We start from the raw sequence: 20,158 nt of genomic DNA on the forward strand, positions 1-20,158 counted from the left end.
CGAGAACAAATGACCAAACGGCTTTTACTGCTCTCCTTCCTGCTGGCGGCATTCGGCGCACATGCACAGCAATGTGACCTGCTGATCCGCAACGCAAAGATCATTGACGGCACCGGCAACTCCTGGTTTTATGGCGATGTGGCGGTGAAAGACGGCAAAGTGCTGCAAACGGGCCGCCTGCCGGCGGGTTTCACTGCCTCCCGCACCATAGATGCGGCCGGGATGGTAGCAGCCCCGGGCTTTATTGATGTGCATACGCATATTGAAGGAGACGAGTTTAAAGTACCTACGGCGGATAATTTCCTGTATGACGGGGTCACCACGGTAGTGACCGGTAATTGCGGCTCTTCCAACGTAGACCTCGGCCGGTACTTTCACCGGCTGGACAGTTTGAAAACCTCCGTCAACGTAGCCTCTCTCATAGGCCATAACGACGTGCGCCGCGCCATCATGGGCAGCTCAGACCGCGCGCCCACCGCCACCGAGCAGCAGCAAATGGAGGCGCTGGTGGCCAAAGCCATGCAGAACGGCGCCGTGGGCCTCTCCACGGGCCTTATTTACCTGCCGGGTCTGTACGCCCGCACCCCTGAAGTGGTAGGCCTGGCCAGGGTAGCCGCGCAATACGGCGGTCTCTATGCTACGCATATGCGCAATGAAGGGGATGCGGTGGAAGCGGCCATAGCAGAAGCGCTCGCCATAGGGCGGCAGGCCAATATACCGGTAGAGATATCCCACTTCAAAATAGGTGGCAAACAGAACTGGGGCCGCTCCAAAATAACGCTGGCCATGGTGGAAAAAGCGCGCCGCGAAGGGCTGGAAGTGACCATAGACCAATACCCCTACACCGCCAGCAGCACCAGCCTGCGCACCATGCTGCCTGACTGGGCGCTTTCCGGCGGTACGGATTCTATTCAATACCGCCTCACAGACCCCGCCATCCGCAAAAAGATTGCCGCCGAAATGACGGCGCTGTATAAAAACCGCCGGCTCAAACACCTGGACTATGCCGTAGTGGCTTATTTCCGGCAAGACACCAGCCTTAACGGGAAAAACATTGCCGAGATCAATACAATAAAAGGCCGCAAACCCCGGCTGAAAGAAGAAGTGCAAACCGTGCTGGACCTTGCCGCGCAGGGCAGCGCCAGCATGGTGTTCCATGGAATGAGCGAGGAAGACGTGCAATACATTATGCGCTATCCTTTCAACATGTTCGCATCAGACGCCAGCATCCGCGAGTACAACGTAGGTGTACCGCACCCGCGCGGTTATGGTACCAACGCAAGGGTATTGGGCAAATATGTGCGGGAAGAAAAGGTGATAGGGCTTGAAGAAGCGGTCCGCAGAATGAGCTCTCTGCCCGCGCAAAAATTCCGCCTCCAAAACCGCGGCCTGCTGCTGCCCGGCTACGCGGCTGATATTGTGGTGTTCAACCCTGATGAGGTCAAAGACCGGTCTACCTTCACAGCGCCTCACCAATACAGCACCGGTTTTCAGTATGTGCTGGTGAACGGTGTGGTAACGGTAGACGGCGGGCGGCATAACGGTACGCGCAGCGGTGCGGTGCTTAAACTGAACGCACCCTGAGTACCGCGCGGGCCGGTCTCCTAGTCACTGTTGCCAGACGGCCCCAGCGCCATCATAATGCTGCTGATCACAGAGAGCACCACGCTGAAAATAAGCGCCCACCAGAAATTATCTACTTTAAAACCCTTCACCAGGCTGCTGGCCCACAACACAATCAAGGCGTTGATCACCAGCAGAAAAAGCCCCAGCGTAATAACGGTTACGGGCAGTGTCAAAATTATCAGGATGGGCTTTACGATCAGGTTCAGCAAGCCCAGCACAATAGCCAGCAGCAATGCTGTTGTAAAATCCTGCAGCCTTACGCCAGGCAGCAGGTAGGCCGTCAGCAAAGCGGCCAGGGCAGTCACGAGTATACGAATGAGTATTCCCATAGGGCAGAAAAATTGGTCGTACAGATTACATACATTACACAAAAACTGTGCAGAATGTTCACCGCTATATCACTATCAGCTCGTAAAAATCCTCACGGTTGTAATACTGGCGCGCCAGTTGCTGAAGTTCCGCGGCGGTAATGGTTTTGATAGTGCGCACGTTGTTGTAGAAGTACTGCTCGTCAAGGTCATTCAGGATAAGGTTCTTCCAGCGTTGTATCACCTGGAAGGCGCCGTCAAGGTCCCCGAGAATGGAGCCTATCATGTAATTCCGCACCAGGCTCAGCTCTTCCTCCGGCACCGGCTCCGTTTGCAGGCGTTCCATTTCTTTATAGATCTCGGTGAGCGTTGCCTCACACACATCACGCCCGGCTTCGGTATGAATGTTAATGCCGCCGGCCTGCCTGAAATTATAGATCTGCGAACTGATACCGTAGGTATACCCTTTTTCTTCCCGGATGTTGCTCATCAAACGGCTGCCAAAGTAGCCGCCGAAAATGGTGTTCAGCACCAGCATTTTCGGAAAGTCCGGATGGTAGCGGTTGGGAAAGGGCCTGGCTACCCGCACGGCTCCCTGCACGCCGTTCTCGTCATTAAAAATGCGGTATTTCTTTTCTTCCGCCGGCAGTATAGGCAGGTCCGGGCGCAATACGTGGCTTTGCCCGTTCCACTCGCTGCCGCCGAAGTACCGGTTCAGCATAGGTACCATATCTGCCGGAAGGTTGCCGGCCAGGAATATTTTGCAGTTGTTGTACGTGTATTGTTTTTTGTAGAATGCTTTCAGGGACTCTGTTTGCAGCGCATCATACGCCATCATGCTGCTCACGCGGCCATAGGGGTGAAACTCTCCAAAGAGGTACTTGTCTATATGACGGTTGGCCACAAACTCGCACTTCTGCAGGTTCACGGCCAGCTTCTGTTTCATGTTCTGCACATAAATGGCCAGCTCTTCTTCCGGGAACACGGGGTCCTGTATCACCTCCTGCAGCACGGGCAGCAGCGCTGCCGTGTGTTTGGACAGGCAGTGCAGCGTATAGGTGGCGTTTTCATGAAAGCAGTTGCGGTTGAGGTAGGCGCCGTAATACTCCGTCATTTCGTTGATCTCCAGCGCGGAATGCTTGCTGGTGCCATTCTTCATAAGGAAGTTGGTAGCGGCGGCTACCATGTTCTCTGCCTCGTACCAGGTGCCGGCGGGGAATACCAGTTCCAGCTGCAGGGTTTCCTGCTCATCGGAACGGATCACGTATACGGGAATACCGTTGTCCAGCCTGAACAGTTCATACGGTTTAAGCAGCACGTCAAAATCCACTGCGTCTTTTATAGCGGGTGCCTGTTTTCTGTTGATCATAGTTTATGCGGGGTTGCCTGCGTAATAGTGAATGGTATTGGAGTTATTTTCTGAAAAAATGATCTGCGCCTCGCGGTGCACGTCTGCCGTGGTTACGCGCTCGTAGCGGTCAAACTCTTCGTTCATGAGGGCCGCATCGCCCAGCAGCTCATAAAAAGCCAGGTTGTTGGCGCGGTTGAGGAGGCTCATGTCTTCAAAGGCCAGCATGCTTTCTACCCGGTTCTTCACCTTCTGCAGTTCCCGCTCGGGGGTGACGGTCTGCTGCAGCTTGTCCAGCTCCTCCTGTATACCCTTTTCCGCATCTTTCATCTGCACGCCTTTTACCAGCTTGCCTTCAATGGTCAGCAGGCCCGCGTCTACAGTGCCAAAATGGTAACAGTCAATATTGCTGAACAGCTTCTTTTCCTTTACCAGCGCCTGGTGCAGACGGGAAGAGCCGCCGCCGCCGAGAATGTCTGATATGAGGTCTGCCGTATAGTACCGCTGGTCTTTACGCGGGTAAATGTGATAGGTTTTGTACAGCGCGTCCAGCGGTACCTTGCCGGTTACTTCCAGCAGGTGGGGCGCCGCTTGCAGCGGCTCTTCCGGCAGGCTGCGCAGGTGCTTTTCGCCGGAGGGGATATCTCCGAACCATTTTTCCGCCAGGGATTTCACCTGCGCGGTGGTTACCTTGCCGGCCACCACCAGTATGGCATTTACCGGGCGGTAGTGACGGAAGAAAAAAGACTTCACATCGTCCAGCCGGGCGTTCTCGATGTGAGACAGCTCCTTGCCGATGGTCATCCAGCGGTAAGGGTGGCTGGCGTAAGCCAGTTCGCGCATTTTATGCCACACGTCCCCGTATGGTTTGTTGATATAATGCTCCTTAAACTCCTCACACACCACTTTCCGCTGCACGTCCAGGCTTTTTTCCGAGAACGCGAGAGACAGCATGCGGTCGCTTTCCAGCCAGAAAGCGGTCTCGATATTCTCCGCCGGCAGCTCTATGTAGTAATTGGTGAGGTCGCTGGTGGTATAAGCGTTGTTTTCGCCGCCGGCCATCTGCAGCGGCTCGTCATATTCCGGTATGTTGATGGAGCCGCCAAACATCAGGTGCTCAAACAAATGTGCAAAGCCTGTTTGCGCGGGGTTTTCATCGCGGGAGCCCACATCGTACAGCACGTTCACCACCGCCATGGGCGTAGTGGCATCTTCATGAACGATCACCCGCAACCCGTTATCTAAAGTAAACCTGTTAAAATGGATCATAATCGATTTTGATAAAAACATATAGCCGTTCCGCCGGGGAGCGGGCCAGCCCAAACATACAAATTTACGACAAATGACAGTATTCGTTACAATATGCTCCGGATAGGCAGCTTTTTGAGCATCAGCTCACCGTTGCGCATCAGCAGCAGGGTGGGGCGGGTGCCGATGTTCTTCAGGATGTCTCGGTACACCTGCAGGTTGCTGGTGAAGTTGTTATTGACGGCCAGTATTAGATCTCCGGGCTTGAAACCGGCCTTTTCCGCGGGGGAGTTGCGGATCACGTCTGTTACTTCAATGCGGTTGTCTATGAGGTAAATGATGAGGCCGGTGTAGGAATAGTCGAACTGGTCCCGGAAGTGGGTATTGGGCAGCAGGTGAATTTCTTTGCGGGCATAGTTGAGCGTGAGGTTGAAGCGGCGCAACAGGTCGTTCCCGATCATGCCGCCCAGGGAGGGATAGGAGGTAATGTTGGTCACATCATCAAACAGGTAGGTAGGCACGTTGCGGAAGGTATAATTGCCGATCCTGAACTCGTTCACGGTAGTGATGAACATCTGCATCTTGCCGCCAAGGCCCTGCGCCTCTGTGGGTATCACTTTGACTTTGCGCTTTACCAGCAGCGAGCTGTCTTTCACGAACTGCGTGCTCAGCAGCAGGCACATGCCGGCGCCGGTATCGAAATAGTACCGGTGGTTCACGTTCCTTTTGCCGCTGCGCAGCGGCGCCGGCACTACGGGTATGAAGGTGAGGTTGGGCTTCATCATGTACCCGCCGCGCGGGTACCGGAAGCGGCCCTGGGTATAGATCACTATTTCCTCCTTGTCGTAATCCACCTGTACAATGTACCGGCTCAGCAGGCTGTAGCCGATGATGCCGTCTATCTGGATGCCGTACACCTGGCTGATCAGCTCATAGTTGTTCACGTGGAAGTCAAGACTGTCTACCGAAAGCCCCGGCAGGTGCAGGGTATGGTCTGTGGCAAAGGAAATGTTCTTGCTGGCGCCCAGGCCCCTTACAATTTTGTCTGACGGGGTGAGCTTGATGCCCAGGCCGATGCAGGTGCCGGTATCCAGCGAAATGCCGGCGCTGCCCGTGTCAAGCAGGAACTGCAAGGTATCAGGGTAGTTGCTGAGCCGGGCGGATATCACCACCACGCCACCGTAATACTGCTTGAAGGGAAAGCGGGTAATGAGCCGGGCTTCCGGCTCCTCTGGTATGCTCTCCTGCTCCTGGGCCCTCACATCAACACTAAAAAACAGCAGGCAAAGGACTAAAACGTGAAATATCTGGATGCGCATAAGTTTTGGGTGTGACGCACGGCGGCTTCTATAAATTTAACATTTCTGGGCTTTAGACGCTCACCTAATTGTTACAAGTGGCAAAATAGTTCTCCGGAAGCCCTAACTTTGTTGCCAAGATGCAATTAGAGGACTTATACAAAAAGGCGCAGCATTTTGAGTTCCTGACGGCGGAAGAGGGTGTATACCTGTTTGAGCATGCCCCGCTGACGGAACTGATGCAGATAGCCAACGAACTGAGGAAGCAACAGGTGCCGCATGGCAAGGTGACCTGGCAGATTGACCGGAACGTAAATACTACCAACGTGTGTACGGCCAATTGCAAATTCTGCAATTTTTACCGCATCCCCGGCCATAAGGAGGCCTATATCACGGATATTGAGGAGTACAAGCGCAAAATAGACGAAACCCTGAAATACGGGGGAGACCAGTTGCTGCTGCAAGGCGGCCATCACCCTGAGCTGGGCCTCAGTTTCTACACCACGCTTTTCCGGCAGCTGAAACAGCTGTACCCCACCCTGCGGCTTCATACCCTGGGTCCCCCGGAAGTGGCGCATATCACCAAGCTGGAAAAAAGCACACACATAGCGGTGCTGCAGGCGCTGAAGGAAGCGGGCATGGACAGCCTGCCCGGCGCCGGGGCGGAAATCCTGAATGACAGGGTGCGCCGCCTCATTTCCAAAGGCAAATGCGGCGCCCAGGAGTGGCTGGACGTGATGCGCGCCGCCCATAAGCTGAACATCGCCACCTCCGGCACCATGATGTTCGGCCATGTGGAAACCGTGCTGGAGCGCTTTGAGCACCTGGTGGCCATCCGGCAGGTACAAAGTGAAAAGCCCGAGGGCCACTACGGTTTCACCGCCTTTATTCCCTGGACGTTCCAGGATGTGGATACCCTGCTGGCCCGCATCCGTGGCGTGCATAACATGACCACCTCCGAAGAGTACATCCGCATGATTGCCCTGAGCCGCATCATGCTGCCCAATATCAGGAACATACAGGCCTCCTGGCTCACCGTGGGCAAGGCCGTAGCACAGCTCTGCCTGCATGCCGGCGCCAACGATTTTGGCTCCATCATGATAGAAGAGAACGTGGTAAGCGCGGCCGGCGCCCCTCACCGCTTCACCTACAAAAGCATACAGGACGCTATCCGCGAAGCCGGTTTTGAGCCGCAACTGCGCACGCAGCTGTACGAGTTCAGGGAAATACCGCAGGCCATTGAAGAGCAGGTGATCAACTACTAAACAACTCTTACCATATGGAAGGCCGCTGCGGATTGCGCAGCGGCCTTTTTGCTGGCCGGAAGCAGCTGCAGCCGGGTGTACACAATTGTACCTCCCGCCGCCAACCTGTGTATTAAGTGAATAATTGGGTTAGCATGCTCCAGGTATGGACCAGCTATGCTCCATCCATAGCGAGGTCATGGGCAGCTATGCCGGGGCTATACCGGAACAATGCTCAAAACAGGCAGGGGCGCGGGCTGAGCCGCCTTCCTGACATACTGCCCGCAACACCGTTCCCGGCGGGCGTTCTCCTTTTATTGTGCCGGACTATCAACTTTTTCATTTCTTTAACAGTTCCTCCAAAAATATGTTAAACCTCCCCGCCCCATGTATCTTTTGCCCCTCATCTGCCGTCTTACCAGTATAAAAACACAGCACTATGAAGAATAAGATGAGATTTTTAACTGCGGGTGTGCTGTCAGGGTTCATGTTATTCCTGGCAGCCTGCTCTGGCACCAAGGTAACATCCTCCTGGAAGGAACCGGAAATTTCCCTGCACCCCAGCCAGAAAATTATGGTGATGGCGCTGGTCGCAGATAAAGAAGGCGCGCTGAAAGCCAATATGGAAAAAGAGATGGTGGCGGCGCTGAAACAAAAAGGTTACCAGGCGGTATCCGCCTTTGCAGAATACGGCCCCGGCGCGTTTAAAGGGCTGAACGAACAAAAGGCGCTCAACAAGATACGCCAGAAAGATATTGACCAGGTGATGACCATTGTGATGCTTGACAAGAGCAAGGAAAAGAACTATGTGCCGAATAACAGGTTTTACCGCCCGTTTCCGCCGTTTTACGGCCGGTTCTGGTGGTACTACAGCAGCATGTATGACAGGGTGTACGAACCGGGTTATTATACCACCAACACCAAGTACTTCCTGGAAAGCAACCTGTACAACGTGCGGAACAAACAACTGCTTTATTCCGTGCAAACTGAAACCTTTGATCCCTCTTCCGCCGCAAGAATGGCCGTGGTATACAGCCAGCAGGTGGTGAAGGACATGACGCGGCAACAACTTATTTCAAAACGCTAGTAGTACAGTACCGTCATAATCAATCAACAGGTAACCTGCCTTCGGGCGGGTTACCTTTTTTTTGTAAGTTTACCCTGCCTATTATGCTCGAACTGACCGTCAACAATACCACCAGCCTGCGGCAATTGCAACCGGAGCATGCGCCTGCGCTATTCCAGCTGATCAACTCTTCCCGCAAGACCCTGCGCCGTTTTTTGCCCTGGGTGGATTACAATACCACGGAAGAGCATTCCCTCCGATTTATTGAACTGATGCTTCGCAAGGCAGATGAGCAGGAGGCGGTAGCCTTTGGCATCTGGCATCAAGGCGAGCTTTGCGGGGTGATAGACCTCCACGGCTGGGACCACGCGCTGCAAAAGGCCGAAATCGGCTACTGGATAGTGGAAGCGCATCAGGGCAAGGGCCTGGTAACAGATTCGTGCAAGGCGCTGGTGGGCTATGCTTTCAGCGCCCTACGCCTCAACAAGGTAGAAGTACGCTTTGCGCTGCAGAATGAAAAGAGCGCGCAGATACCCATCAAACTGGGGTTTACCAAGGAAGGGGTGCTGCGCCAAAGCGCCAAGCTACATGGCCAGTATGTAGATACGGTGGTAATGGGCATGCTGCGGAAGGACTGGAAGTACTAGCCTCAAACGTCGCAGATCAACACGCCCTGCTTCAGCGAGGCCAGCTTGTCCTGCCGCTTTGGAATGAACTCCTGCGCCACAAATCCCTTGAAACCCGTATCCGCCACGGCCTGCATAATGGCCGGGTAGTACAGCTCCTGGGTCTCGTCTATTTCATTGCGGCCGGGTACGCCGCCGGTGTGGTAGTGGGCAATGTATTGCTGATTTTCCCTGATGGTGCGGATCACATCGCCCTCCATGATCTGCATATGATAAATATCGTATAACAGCTTGAAGCGCTCGGAGCCGATTGCCTTGCACAATTCCACGCCCCAGGCGGTATGGTCGCACTGGTAGTCGTGGTGGTCTACCTTGCTGTTCAGCAGTTCCATCACCAGGGTCACCTTCTTTTTTTCCGCATAGCTCATGAGCTTTTTGAGGCCGGCGGCGCAATGCTCTATGCCCTGCTGATCATCCAGGCCCTCGCGGTTGCCGGAGAAGCAGATGAGGTTGGTGAAGCCGGCTTTGGCGGTTTCATCTATCAGGTGCTCGTAGACCTTTATCAGCGGCTCATGGTGGGCCGTACGGTTCCAGCCGCGGGTAATGCCCCAGTCTTTATGGCTGAGTGCCACCATGGCACAGGTCAGGTCATATTTTTTGGCAGTGGCAAAGTCTTTGGGGCCCAGCAGGTCTATAGACCCCATGCCCATGCTTTTGGCGGCCTTGCACAGTTCTTCCAGCGGGATGCTGTTGTAGCACCATGCGCACACGGAGTGGTTGATCTTGCCTTTCAGTTTTTCGTTAACGGCCCCTTCGTGGGCTGCCACGCGGGTTGTCAGGGATGTAAGGGCGGAGCCTGCCAATGCCATAGTTGCTACTTTTTTGATCGCATCTCTGCGGGAGGAAGAATATGTCATAACGTGACGGTTTGCGGCATGAATTTAATGGAATTATTGCCCATATGCAAGGGGCCCCGCGTGCCGGCCGGCAGAAACCCGCGGCCGCCTGCGTAGAATTACTTTTTTTTATTTTGCGTACAACCAGGTGATAAGTTGCATTCGTATACAAACCCTTTACCAGCAAGGGTTTCCTACCAGCTTCCGGCCATGCGCCCGGCGGGCCGCGTGGCAGCCTGTAACATTTTGGTAGGTTATTTGATTATATATAGAAAACGTGCGTGTATGGAAAGAAGAACCACACCCAGTTTATTGGTTTGCGTGCTGATGGACCTCATTGGCTGCGCCAGCTATGCGGTACCGTTGCTGGGGGAAGTGAGTGACGTGATCTGGGCGCCGCTGTCAGCCCTCATCTTTTACCGGATGTTCGGCGGGCCGGTAGGCGCCTTTGGCAGCGTGTTCAATTTCATTGAGGAACTGTTTCCCGGTCTCGATTTTATTCCCACTTTTACCATTGCCCGCCTGGTAGTGTACCTCAACCAGCAATGGCAGGCCAATCCCAAAAAGCGGGCAATTAACAACTTCCAGGCCGGCAAACGGGCGTAAACACCGGCCTACATGGGCGGTGGCGGCGCTCCGCCCACCACGCGGGAGGCTTTGCCCCCAAAGCTGTTGAGGAAATAAGAAAAGCTCAGCATGAAATATTGCCGCAGCACCCTGCTCTCCACATCTTCTATATAATTGCCGCTTACCGTACGGTTTACGCTCACATTCTGGTTCAACAGGTCATACACCTGGAAACGGAGCTGGCCCTGCTTTTTTGAGAACAGGGATTTGGACACAAACCCGTTCATCAGCGTGTATTGCAGATTATAACCCTCACTGCGGCCGGTATTGGCCGTATAGTCCACGTCAGCCCCAATAATGAACCCCAGCGGCAAGTTGATATTGAAATCGAGGCTGAGGCCGAAATTGAAATAATCCGTATTGTTCCGCTTGTCTACACTGAAGCGCGCCCGGTTGTAGTTCACGCTTCCACCGGCAGCTATGTCAAACAGTTCCTTGTAACTATAATTGAAATTGGCGCCCTGCGTGAGGTTCAGGGTGTTGGTGAAGTTCTGCCGCCCGTTCAGGAAACTCACCTCGCGGCTATAGGTGAGGTTGGTATTGGTATTGATGGCCGTACGCCGGTCTTGCCCCTGGTTCATGGAAAAGCCGTTCACCACAAAAGCGCTCAGGTTGTAACTCCCGTTCACATTCACCGGGCGCGTTACCTGCCGCCCGTCATTTGTCAGCGAGGTGGCGTTCACGATCTGGTTCAGCACAAAACTCCCGTTCATGGCGGCAAAAAAGCTGCGCATGCTCTCCTGGTTGTAGGCGTTGTAGCTGATGTTCACGTTATTGCTGAAAGAAGGCCGCAGGTCGGGATTGCCCTCTTTGATAAAAAGCGGGTTGGAGTTGTCCGGCACCGGCTGCAGCTGCTCCAGCGTAGGCTGCTTGGTTTGCCCCCGGTAAGCGGCGCGCAACCGTTTTTTGGCGGAAAAATTATAGTTAAAATGGGCCAGGGGCGAAACGTTAACAGTACTCTGGCGTATTTCGTTGTGTTTGGTGAGGTTCTCGCTGTTCAGGCTGTTAAACTGCACATTCATGCCCAGCGTATAATGATAGCGCAACCGCTGCGTCATAAGGCTGAGGCCGGCCTGGTGGTTGCTGTACACGTTGCTGAAAGAGTTGGTAAGACTGTCATCCGGCTCATCATAACCTTCACCCGGTTTGCTCCGGTTAAAGGTGCGGCGGTCTGAAGAACTGAAATTGTAATTGTACCCGTAGTTCAATTCCAGGTAACGGTCGTTAAGCACCGGTTCCGTATAGCTCATGCGCAGGCCCAGGTTGTTGGAGCGGTTGCGCTGTGTTACCTTTTGATCTATGGTATCCACTTCAGACACAGCGTTCTGCTCATAATACGCCGTGCGGGACTGGTTAATGGATTCCACATCGGAGCCGCCGGCGCCAAAAGTAAGGTTGGTGCTGAAAGTACGGCCTTTTTTATCGAATTTTTTGCGGAACAGGGCGCTCCCGCTCAGGTTGGGCGTATTGCTGGATGAGCGGGTGAGGCTGCGGCCGGTATTGAGCGTGTCTTTATTTAACAATGTAGTGTTCTGGTTCTCTGAATAGGCGTTGCCGGTATTCCAGGCAACATGAGGCGTTACAATTAGAGAATGGAAAGAATCAATGTCATATTCCATACGCATGTTCAGCCGGTGATTGGTAGTGCCGTTCAGCGAACCGTTGAGGTTGTTGGTAAAACGGGAAGAATCGGTAGAAAGGCGGGTTTCGCCTTCCACCCTTTTTTCATTTTCCCGCCGCAGGTCATTCAGGAAATAACTGCTGCTCAGGCGCAGCCCTTTGGCCAGGTTGTCGCTGTAGTTGATGCCGCCTATCCAGTTGCGCATCAGCCCCTCGGAATTGGCGTTGTTCATCATCACGCCCCGCCCGCCGGAACCGCCAAAGCCGGTGTTGTTCACATTATTGCCGCTGGCCACCACAGCCAGTTGCTGCGTATTGCGAAAACGGTTGGCGTTGCCCTGCACGGAAAAACGGCCGTCGCTGCCGTAACCTACGGAGGCCCGGCCAAACACCCCTTTCTTCCGGTCTGGTTTGATGGTGAGGTTCAGCGCCTTTTCCGTTTCCCCGTCCGGGATGCCGGTAAACTGCGCCTGGTCGCTTTTGCGGTCTATTAATTGTATTTTGTCTATCACATCTGCCGGCAGGTTGCGGGTAGACATCTTGGGGTCGTCCCCGAAAAAGGGTTTGCCATCTACCAGCACCCGCTTCACCGTTTCGCCGTTGGCCTTGATAGTACCGTCTTTTTCCACCTGTATGCCGGGCAGTTTTTTGAGCAGGTCTTCCACCAGCGCGTTCTCCCGCACTTTGAAGGAGCCGGCGTTGAACTCAATGGTGTCTTCCTTGATGGTGATAGGCGGTTTCTCCTCCACGATCTCCACCTCCTGCAGGTTCACCCCTTTCCGCAGCAGCGCCAGTGTACCCAGCGCCAGCAGCCGCGTGGTATCATCTACCCGGATGTTGCGGGCCAGCGGGGTATAGCCCAGGTACGTTACTGAAAGCACGTACCGGCCCGGCGGCGTGCTCCTGAAGGAGAAGGCGCCCTTGCCGTCTGCCACCGTGGTGAACAGCACCGCGGAGTCTTGGGCGGAAAGCAGGGCTACCGCCGCGTTAGGCAGGGGCTCCCTGTTCACCCGGTCTGTGAGTGAACCGGTAATGCGGGCAGCCTCCCGCTGCGCGGAAGCGGAGGCGGCAAGGAGCAGCAGCGCCGTCAGTATGGGTAGAAATAGTTGCTTCATACAGGTGTGTCTTAATATCTCCGGCAGCTTTGCCGGCTTGCCGGGGTTACGTGTTAACCCGGGAATTTCCCGCGGCACAGTGCATTTTTGCGCCGGCGCCTCCGGTAACTGCAGCACAATAGCCGGAGATTTTTTTGCCAGGCCGGGCTTATATCAATGCTTTTTCCGGTCATCCGGCCGCCGGAAACAACGCTGCATCAAGGCCGCCCCTCTGCTTCCTGGAATTTCTTCAGCTGTTCGTTATGGAACTTTTCGATGATCTGGCGCCGCTTTTCTTTCAGCTCCGCAGGCGTTACCTTCTCGGCGCCGGCAGGCAGGCTTACACTGGCTTCGGGCACGGGCTGCAGGGTTACTTTTTTGGCAACATAAGAGCGTTTGCTGCTTTCGATAGACAGTACTACTCCTTTCTCCGGCAAAACACCGTTTACAGGAGAGAACAGTACCGGTATTTCTTCTGTATACCATACCACAAAACTTTCATCTCCCACTTTTACCGTGGCGCGGCGGCATTTGTAGCCCGCTATGGTTTTGGTTTTACCGGAGGTCCTGAACTCGCCTGACTGTTTGTAAGGCTCCTCTGTATACCATCTGCCTACTACGGTGCTGTCTTTCTTTTCTTCGGTAACAGACAGGTACTTCCTTTCTGCAAGATCAATATACATGGTGTTGCTGACAGGGGGCCGCAGTGCCGGCCTTTTCATGGTACCGGGCCCTCCCACGGCCAGGGACGGCATGCCTCCGCCGGCAGTTACGGTTTGCCCCTGTGCGCCGCCGGTGCTGGTGACCATCACGTTGGCCGTCATGGCTTCCGATTCAATTTTTGCCTTGCTGCCGGAGAAAAACAGCGTTTGTTTGGTGGTCATCAGGTCCGGCAGCTCCGGCATGGGCGCATCTGCCGGCAACGGCGCCCCGCCGGGGCCAAAGCGCACTATCTTCATTTGGCCGGGCTCTATCCGGGCCGTCATTTCATATTCTATTACACCGGAGGTTTGCTGCGCGGCGGCAGGCAAGGCGGCCCCGAGCAAGGCATAAAGCAGTATTTTCATGGCCTGTTTTTTTTATGGCATAAAATTGCGGCTTCTGCCGCAGGGCAATGGTTAACCAGTATTATTTAGTGTTAATTAATGTTAAGCCCTGCCGCCAGTTGCCAGGGATTGGATAGTTTTACAACCATGCGGAACAGGATCAGGAACATATTGGTGCTGATGAGCGCCTGCATTCTGGGGGTATTTATATTCCAGGGTTACTGGATCTACAACGCCTACCAGGTGAGGCTGCAGGACTTTAACCGGGATATTAACGATGCGCTGCGCACCGCCCTGCAAAATAACCAGGTAACAGAAATGGGGCGCCTTGTGGGCCGCGCGGTACCGGCGGAAAGGGCCCCCGTGCCCGGCGCCAAACCACGCATTTTCAACTTCCATGCTACCACTAACTGGACGGATTCCGGCCAGGTGTCTGTTACCCGGGTAATAGAGTCTGTAGACGGGAAGATACAACTGAAGATGATGGCCGGAGATTCCGTAAAAAAGCGGTTTGCGGATTCGCTCTCCAAAAACATTTCGAACATATTGATGGTAAACAAGTACTATGACAACCGCTTCTCCATCAAAAGCCTTGATTCCGCCTACGCGGTAGAGCTGGCGGCGAGGGGCATCAGCACCTCCTATACGCTTGATTCCATGCAGCTGGACATTCCCGCCCTCAAGATCATTAACCGGGCAAAAGCGGACCCGCTGCGGTCTCACGTAATGCCCTTCAACCCTTTCAGTGATATGGCGGTGAGGGCCAGCTTCAGCAGCCCCCTGCGCCACATCCTGCAGCAGATGCTGGGCTCCCTGCTCGGTTCCGCGGCGCTGCTGCTGCTCACCACCGGGTGTTTTATCTACATGCTGCGTACCATCCTGCAACAAAAAAAACTCTCCGAGGTAAAGAACGATTTTATCAACAACATGACGCATGAGCTGAAAACCCCCATTGCCACCGTATCCGCGGCGGTAGAGGCCATGCAGAACTTCAATGCGCTGAACGACACGCAGAAAACGCAAACCTACCTGGCCATCTCACGCCAGGAGCTGCAGCGCCTCAGCGACCTGGTGGAGAAAGTACTGCACATTGCTGCGGAAGAAAAAGAGAATTTTGAACTGAGCTACGAACCTGTCAATATTAATGACCTGGTAAGCAGCATAGTGGCCAACCACCGGCTGAAAGCCAACAAGAACGTTGATTTCAGCTATACCATGCTGTCTGACCCGCTCGTAACGGCAGACCGTACGCACCTGGCCAATGCCATCAACAACCTGGTGGATAATGCGATCAAGTACTCCGGCAATCCCGCCATTATCAACATACATATAGGCAAGGAAGCGGAACGCCTGAAGGTGATGGTGAAAGACAATGGCATGGGCATCCCTTCCAACTACCAGGAGAGTATTTTCGAAAAATTTTTCCGGGTGCCCAACGGCAACCTCCATAATGTAAAAGGTTTTGGGCTGGGGTTAAGTTATGTGAAGAAAATAGCCGAAATGCACGGCGGCTCCATCCGCGTAAAAAGTTTCCCCGAAAGGGGCAGTGAGTTCACCCTCGAAATTCCTTTAAACTGATATGATGAACCCTGGCGTACTGCTTGTAGAAGATGAAACGCAACTGGCACAGATCGTAAAAGACAGCCTGGAAATGAGAGGCTTCCGCATGTTCTGCGCATATAACGGCCAGGAAGGCCTGCGGCTGTACCGGCAACACAAGCCAGACATACTGGTGCTGGACATCATGATGCCTGATATGGACGGGTTCACCATGGCCACGGAGGTCAGGAAAACTGATAAATCCATTCCTATCATTTTTCTCACGGCCAAGTCTCAAACGGCAGACGTGGTAAAGGGGTTTGAACTGGGCGGGAACGATTACCTGAAAAAACCTTTCAGCATGGACGAGCTGATAGTGCGCATCAAGTCCCTCCTGGGCCGCTTCCAGCCTGCCCCGCAGCCGGAAAGTGATGAGGTCATGATTGGCCAGTACGCCTTCAATTATACCAAACAGACCCTCACCCGCAATAACCACAAGGAGTTCTTATCTCACCGCGAAGCGGAAGTGCTCTGGCGCCTGTGCCGCCACCGCAACCAGGTAATGGAACGTAAATCTATACTCATGGACCTTTGGGGAGATGATAATTTCTTCAATGCCCGCAGTATGGACGTATTTATTACGCGGCTACGCCGTTACCTCCGCGATGACCCGCGGATACAAATTGTGAACATCAGGGGAGTAGGGTATAAGCTGATCTCCTGAAAACAGGCCGCTGCATGATCGTTTAGCTGAAAAGGTATAGCACGTCTTCCTTCGTGAGCTTCTTGATAAAACCGCTGTCATCAGCAATGATCTCTTTCACCAGCGACTTTTTGCGCTCCTGCAGTTCCAGTATTTTTTCTTCTACCGTGTCTTTACAGATCATGCGGTAGGCAAAAATATTTTTTGTTTGGCCAATACGGTGGGTACGGTCAATGGCCTGCTGTTCTACAGCGGGGTTCCACCAGGGGTCAACAATGTACACATAGTCTGCCGCGGTGAGGTTGAGGCCCACGCCGCCCGCCTTCAGCGAGATCAGGAACACCCTGCAATCGTCATTGTTCTGGAAGTTCTGGATCGCTTTTTCCCGGTCTATGGTAGAGGTGCTGCCGTCAAAATACTCATATGGTATTTTCATATGCGCCAGCCTGTCGCGGATAAGGCCCAGCATACCCAGGAACTGGCTGAACACCAGCACTTTGTGATGCCCGATGTTTTCCGCTATCTCGCGTGTCAGTTCGTGCAGTTTCACGGAGTGGTTGGGGTATTTCTCCGTTTCGTTCAGGATAGCGGGCGAGTCGCATATCTGCCGCAGCTTCATCAGGCCCTGCAGAATGGTCAGCTGGCTGCGCTCCATGCCCTGGTCTTCTATCACGCCCAGGATCTTGGAACGGTAGGTATTGCGGTAAGCATCGTAAATATGCCGCTGCTCGGGGTCCATTTCGCAGAATATTACCGTTTCGATCTTCTCCGGCAGGTCTTTGGCCACCTGCTCTTTGGTGCGGCGCAAAATGAAAGGATAGATCAGCTTCTTCAGATGCTCTTTCCGCTCCTCATCCTGGAACTTGTCTATGGGCGTGGCAAACTCGTTCCTGAAAAAGTCTACCGTGCCCAGCATGCCGGGGTTGAGGAAGTTCATCTGCGCATATATGTCAAAGGTGTTGTTCTGCATGGGCGTACCGCTGAGCGCAATCCGGTTGCGGGTATGCAGCAGCTGTGCCGCTTTGGTCACCTTGGATTGCGGGTTCTTGATGGCCTGCGATTCGTCTAGTATCACATAATCGAACTCCATTTTCATCAGCAGCTGCACATCGCTGCGCAGGGTGCCGTACGTGGTGATGAGCACGTCAAACTTTTGCAGCTCGTCTGAATCGCGCAGGCGGGCCGGGCCGTGGTGGATGTGATAGCGGATGTCTGGCGTAAATTTCCTGATCTCGTTCTCCCAGTTGTAGATCAGCGTGGTAGGACATACCACCAGCACCAGGCAGTTGGCATTGGCATTTTTATAATGCTGAACAAAAGTAAGGGCCTGAACGGTTTTACCGAGACCCATATCATCTGCCAGAATACCGCCCCACTTCACTTCATCCAGGTAGTTGAGCCACTGGAAGCCGCTTTCCTGATAGGGGCGCAGATTGGCCTGCAGGTTGACGGGCAGGCTTACGCTCCTGATCTCGTCAAACTGCAGCAGCTTGCGCCGCTTTTCGTCCAGCTCCACCAGAATGGCCTCATCGTCAATGAACTCGTACAGCTCATCTATCACGGAAAAGTTGTACTTGCTCAGCTTGAGGCCGGCGCCTTTATCTTTTTCTTCCCCTATCTTGAACAGCAGGGAATATTTTTTCAGCCATTCTTCCGGCAGCAGCCCCAGGGTGCCGTCTGCCAGCTGTACGTAGTTCTGTTTGTTGGCGAGCGCGCGCTTGATATCGCGGATGCCTACTTTCTGATCTCCGTACAATACCTCCACCTGCGCGTCAAACCAGTCTATGCCGGAGCTGATCTGCAGGTTGGTGACCGGTTTTTGCGGGTTGAAGCGGAAATTCCGCAGCTGTTCAAACCCGAATATGCGCACGTTCATTTCCTTCAGCGCGTCAAAGAAGAGGAAGAACCAGTTGTTTTTCAGGGCTTCCTTGGAGCGAAGGAAAAAGTAGTTGTAATTATTGAGATTGGCGAAATTGGTATGCAGTGTGCGCAAGCTGGCCACAAAGGCGTTTTCCGCTTCCTTGTTCCGGTGTATCACCAGCACCTTGTTGCCTTCCTGTACGGTAATCCGGGATTCTTCGTTCCACTCCACTTCGTGGCCGTGATAGGCAAAGCCGGGTTGTATCACAAAAGTTTCGCCCAGTTCCTTGAGGTATACCCTGGTTTCCGGCACCACATCGTCTACTTCCGCCAGCAGGGCGGAGTCAAACTGCACGGGATAGTTTTTGCCCAGGGGCAGCATCACCTCCTTCAGAAAATCCTGCCACTCGGCGGCAGGCACGCGCAGGGCGTTCATCTGCTGGTAGCGCATGATGTTGATACTGTCTTGCGGGTTCCTGAACTGGTACATGATGCCTTTGTGGAGGAACAGCATGGGGCTGCCCCACTGGTTCTCAGACACGTTCACCGCTTCGCCGTCAATATCCACCCAGGCGGTCACCTCCACATGCCCGTCTACCTGGTCTGCCTTGAAATAAGGCTGCAGCGGCGTATCATCTACCTGCACCGGCTGTAGGTTTTTGGTTTTGAAGGGCTGCCCTTCGCGCAGCAAAAATACCAGCCGGTGATCTGCCAGCAACGGGAACAGCTTGCCCAGTTTGGGATGCAGGTATTCAACGATCAGCTCCATGGTTTCCATGGGCAGGCCGTCTTCATTTTCGTGCATGATGTTTTCCCAGATGCCAGCAAAAGGGGAGTTCTTGTTAAGGAACTTGCTCACTTCTGCCTGCTGCAGCTTGCGGATGGGGGTGATCAGGTCCCGGTCTTTTTCCCTGAACTGGTAAAAGTCCACATACTTGCCCAGGTCTACGCGGCTGATAAGGGATACGAACTCGGACTCATCCTCGTTGGCATCCCCGCTGATAAGCTCCGTCTGGAAGTAGGGAAACAGTTTCTCGTTGGCGTTCAGCACCACGCCCAGGCGGCGTGTAGCCGTAATGGTTTGTGCCTCTTCCGGCTCGGGTTTGGCGGCGGCCGGGGCCTCCACCTTTTTGATAGAGGGGTCCAGCACCCGCAGGAACGGCTTGCCGTTGAGGTATGAAAAAGTGAATTTCCCCTCCAGGTCGTCATTCAACGAATACCCGTAAGAAGAAAGCAGTTTGTTCTTTTCCTTGTCCCAGTTACGCAGGGTGTCAAAATAAAACGGGCCATGCGCGTTGAGCAACTGGAGAAAGAGGGCTGTTTTGTGCACACAGAGAGGGTGCTCATGCTCATCGCAGATACAGTGTGTGTCAAAATTGCGCTCTTCGTTCCGCTGCAGGATGAGCGGGTATTTTTTATTGTCCACTTTCAGCTCCGCCTCCACCTTTTCGTCTTTGGCGGATTTGATGACCGCCTGCGTTTTGCGCAGGATGCGCTCCGCCTCCGCCATCATGGCGCTGGAGGTGAGCAGCTTGATCGTTTTGAGATCTATGGACTTCATCTTGATCAGCGTATGCTGCTGATCATATTGTGTTTCATATGATTCGAAGTGATTACGGTCCAGCATTTCCTGCAGCTGGAAGAGGGCCGCCGCTTCGTGCCGGCAAATATCTCCCAGGTTGTAGGGGCACTGGCAGCGAACGCTCATGGTGGAGGGCTCATGGTATTTGCTGATGGACACCTTGTAATAGTTGGCATGCGTGTCACTCTTTACGCGGAAAATAGCGGAGCGCAGCACCGGGTCCCCTTCCAGCAGCTCTACCCCTCCCGTGGCAAATATGCGTTTGCCACGGCGGATCACCTCGTCGGTGCCGTTATTATAAACATATTTTAATAAATGGGGAAGCGACATGCTTTTCCTGCTATTATCCTTTTTTTGTATGAGCCGGGGCTATAAAAACAAATATTAATAAGGCTGTCATCCGTTTACCCGGTCTGTTTTATCCACT

At 53.8% G+C, this 20,158-nt stretch carries 15 protein-coding genes; 7 read left to right on the forward strand and 8 right to left on the reverse strand.

What is annotated here, in order from left to right:
• Positions 1 to 9: 9 nt before the first annotated feature.
• Complete coding sequence (locus D3A97_RS07175; RefSeq protein ID WP_119077698.1) at positions 10 to 1,584, forward strand: N-acyl-D-amino-acid deacylase family protein; 1,575 nt, start codon at positions 10 to 12, stop codon at positions 1,582 to 1,584.
• A 20-nt stretch (positions 1,585 to 1,604) separates the two neighbouring features.
• Here D3A97_RS07175 and D3A97_RS07180 read toward each other — a convergent pair whose 3' ends face one another.
• The 4 genes from D3A97_RS07180 to D3A97_RS07195 all read right to left on the reverse strand — a co-directional run bounded on the left by D3A97_RS07180 (position 1,605) and on the right by D3A97_RS07195 (position 5,849).
• A complete protein-coding gene (locus D3A97_RS07180) occupies positions 1,605 to 1,955 on the reverse strand; it encodes a phage holin family protein (RefSeq protein WP_119077699.1) in 351 nt (116 codons plus the stop codon).
• A 64-nt stretch (positions 1,956 to 2,019) separates the two neighbouring features.
• Positions 2,020 to 3,303, reverse strand: a complete 1,284-nt coding sequence (locus D3A97_RS07185; protein WP_119077700.1) for a M16 family metallopeptidase — start codon at positions 3,301 to 3,303, stop codon at positions 2,020 to 2,022.
• A gap of 3 nt (positions 3,304 to 3,306) precedes the next feature.
• The gene (locus D3A97_RS07190) at positions 3,307 to 4,551 is read right to left on the reverse strand and encodes a M16 family metallopeptidase (protein WP_119077701.1); all 1,245 of its coding nucleotides are present in this window, start codon (positions 4,549 to 4,551) and stop codon (positions 3,307 to 3,309) included.
• Between the two features lie 86 nt (positions 4,552 to 4,637).
• Positions 4,638 to 5,849, reverse strand: a complete 1,212-nt coding sequence (locus D3A97_RS07195) for an aspartyl protease family protein (protein ID WP_119077702.1) — start codon at positions 5,847 to 5,849, stop codon at positions 4,638 to 4,640.
• A 119-nt stretch (positions 5,850 to 5,968) separates the two neighbouring features.
• Here D3A97_RS07195 and mqnC point away from each other — a divergent pair, with 119 nt between their 5' ends.
• The 3 genes from mqnC (at position 5,969) to D3A97_RS07210 (ending at position 8,785) form a co-directional block, all read left to right on the forward strand.
• On the forward strand, positions 5,969 to 7,093 hold the full coding sequence (gene mqnC / locus D3A97_RS07200) for a cyclic dehypoxanthinyl futalosine synthase (protein ID WP_119077703.1): 1,125 nt from the start codon (positions 5,969 to 5,971) through the stop codon (positions 7,091 to 7,093).
• Between the two features lie 418 nt (positions 7,094 to 7,511).
• Complete coding sequence (locus D3A97_RS07205) at positions 7,512 to 8,159, forward strand: glycosyltransferase family protein (RefSeq protein WP_157986395.1); 648 nt, start codon at positions 7,512 to 7,514, stop codon at positions 8,157 to 8,159.
• Between the two features lie 83 nt (positions 8,160 to 8,242).
• Entirely contained in the window at positions 8,243 to 8,785 is a 543-nt protein-coding gene (locus D3A97_RS07210; protein WP_119077705.1) for a GNAT family N-acetyltransferase, read from the forward strand.
• Positions 8,786 to 8,787: 2 nt separating this feature from the next.
• Here D3A97_RS07210 and D3A97_RS07215 read toward each other — a convergent pair whose 3' ends face one another.
• Positions 8,788 to 9,681 carry a hydroxypyruvate isomerase family protein gene (locus D3A97_RS07215; protein ID WP_119077706.1) on the reverse strand — a complete coding sequence of 298 codons (894 nt, stop codon included), beginning with the start codon at positions 9,679 to 9,681 and terminating at the stop codon, positions 8,788 to 8,790.
• A 264-nt stretch (positions 9,682 to 9,945) separates the two neighbouring features.
• Between D3A97_RS07215 and D3A97_RS07220 the strand changes: the two genes are divergently transcribed.
• Positions 9,946 to 10,266 carry a hypothetical protein gene (locus D3A97_RS07220; RefSeq protein ID WP_232825876.1) on the forward strand — a complete coding sequence of 107 codons (321 nt, stop codon included), beginning with the start codon at positions 9,946 to 9,948 and terminating at the stop codon, positions 10,264 to 10,266.
• An 8-nt stretch (positions 10,267 to 10,274) separates the two neighbouring features.
• Here D3A97_RS07220 and D3A97_RS07225 read toward each other — a convergent pair whose 3' ends face one another.
• Both D3A97_RS07225 and D3A97_RS07230 read right to left on the reverse strand, forming a co-directional pair.
• Complete coding sequence (locus D3A97_RS07225) at positions 10,275 to 13,022, reverse strand: TonB-dependent receptor (protein WP_119077707.1); 2,748 nt, start codon at positions 13,020 to 13,022, stop codon at positions 10,275 to 10,277.
• Positions 13,023 to 13,219: 197 nt separating this feature from the next.
• On the reverse strand, positions 13,220 to 14,068 hold the full coding sequence (locus D3A97_RS07230; RefSeq protein WP_119077708.1) for a GLPGLI family protein: 849 nt from the start codon (positions 14,066 to 14,068) through the stop codon (positions 13,220 to 13,222).
• A 126-nt stretch (positions 14,069 to 14,194) separates the two neighbouring features.
• On the opposite strand from D3A97_RS07230, the gene D3A97_RS07235 reads away from it, so the two are divergent.
• Together D3A97_RS07235 and D3A97_RS07240 are read left to right on the forward strand one after the other, a co-directional pair.
• The gene (locus tag D3A97_RS07235) at positions 14,195 to 15,625 is read left to right on the forward strand and encodes a sensor histidine kinase (protein WP_198673889.1); all 1,431 of its coding nucleotides are present in this window, start codon (positions 14,195 to 14,197) and stop codon (positions 15,623 to 15,625) included.
• Position 15,626: 1 nt separating this feature from the next.
• Positions 15,627 to 16,310, forward strand: coding sequence for a response regulator transcription factor (locus tag D3A97_RS07240; protein WP_119077710.1), 684 nt, complete (start codon positions 15,627 to 15,629; stop codon positions 16,308 to 16,310).
• Between the two features lie 22 nt (positions 16,311 to 16,332).
• Here D3A97_RS07240 and D3A97_RS07245 read toward each other — a convergent pair whose 3' ends face one another.
• Positions 16,333 to 20,061 carry a DEAD/DEAH box helicase gene (locus D3A97_RS07245; RefSeq protein ID WP_119077711.1) on the reverse strand — a complete coding sequence of 1,243 codons (3,729 nt, stop codon included), beginning with the start codon at positions 20,059 to 20,061 and terminating at the stop codon, positions 16,333 to 16,335.
• Positions 20,062 to 20,158: the final 97 nt, after the last annotated feature.

The organism is Chitinophaga alhagiae (assembly GCF_003568665.1).
Lineage (GTDB): Bacteria > Bacteroidota > Bacteroidia > Chitinophagales > Chitinophagaceae > Chitinophaga > Chitinophaga alhagiae.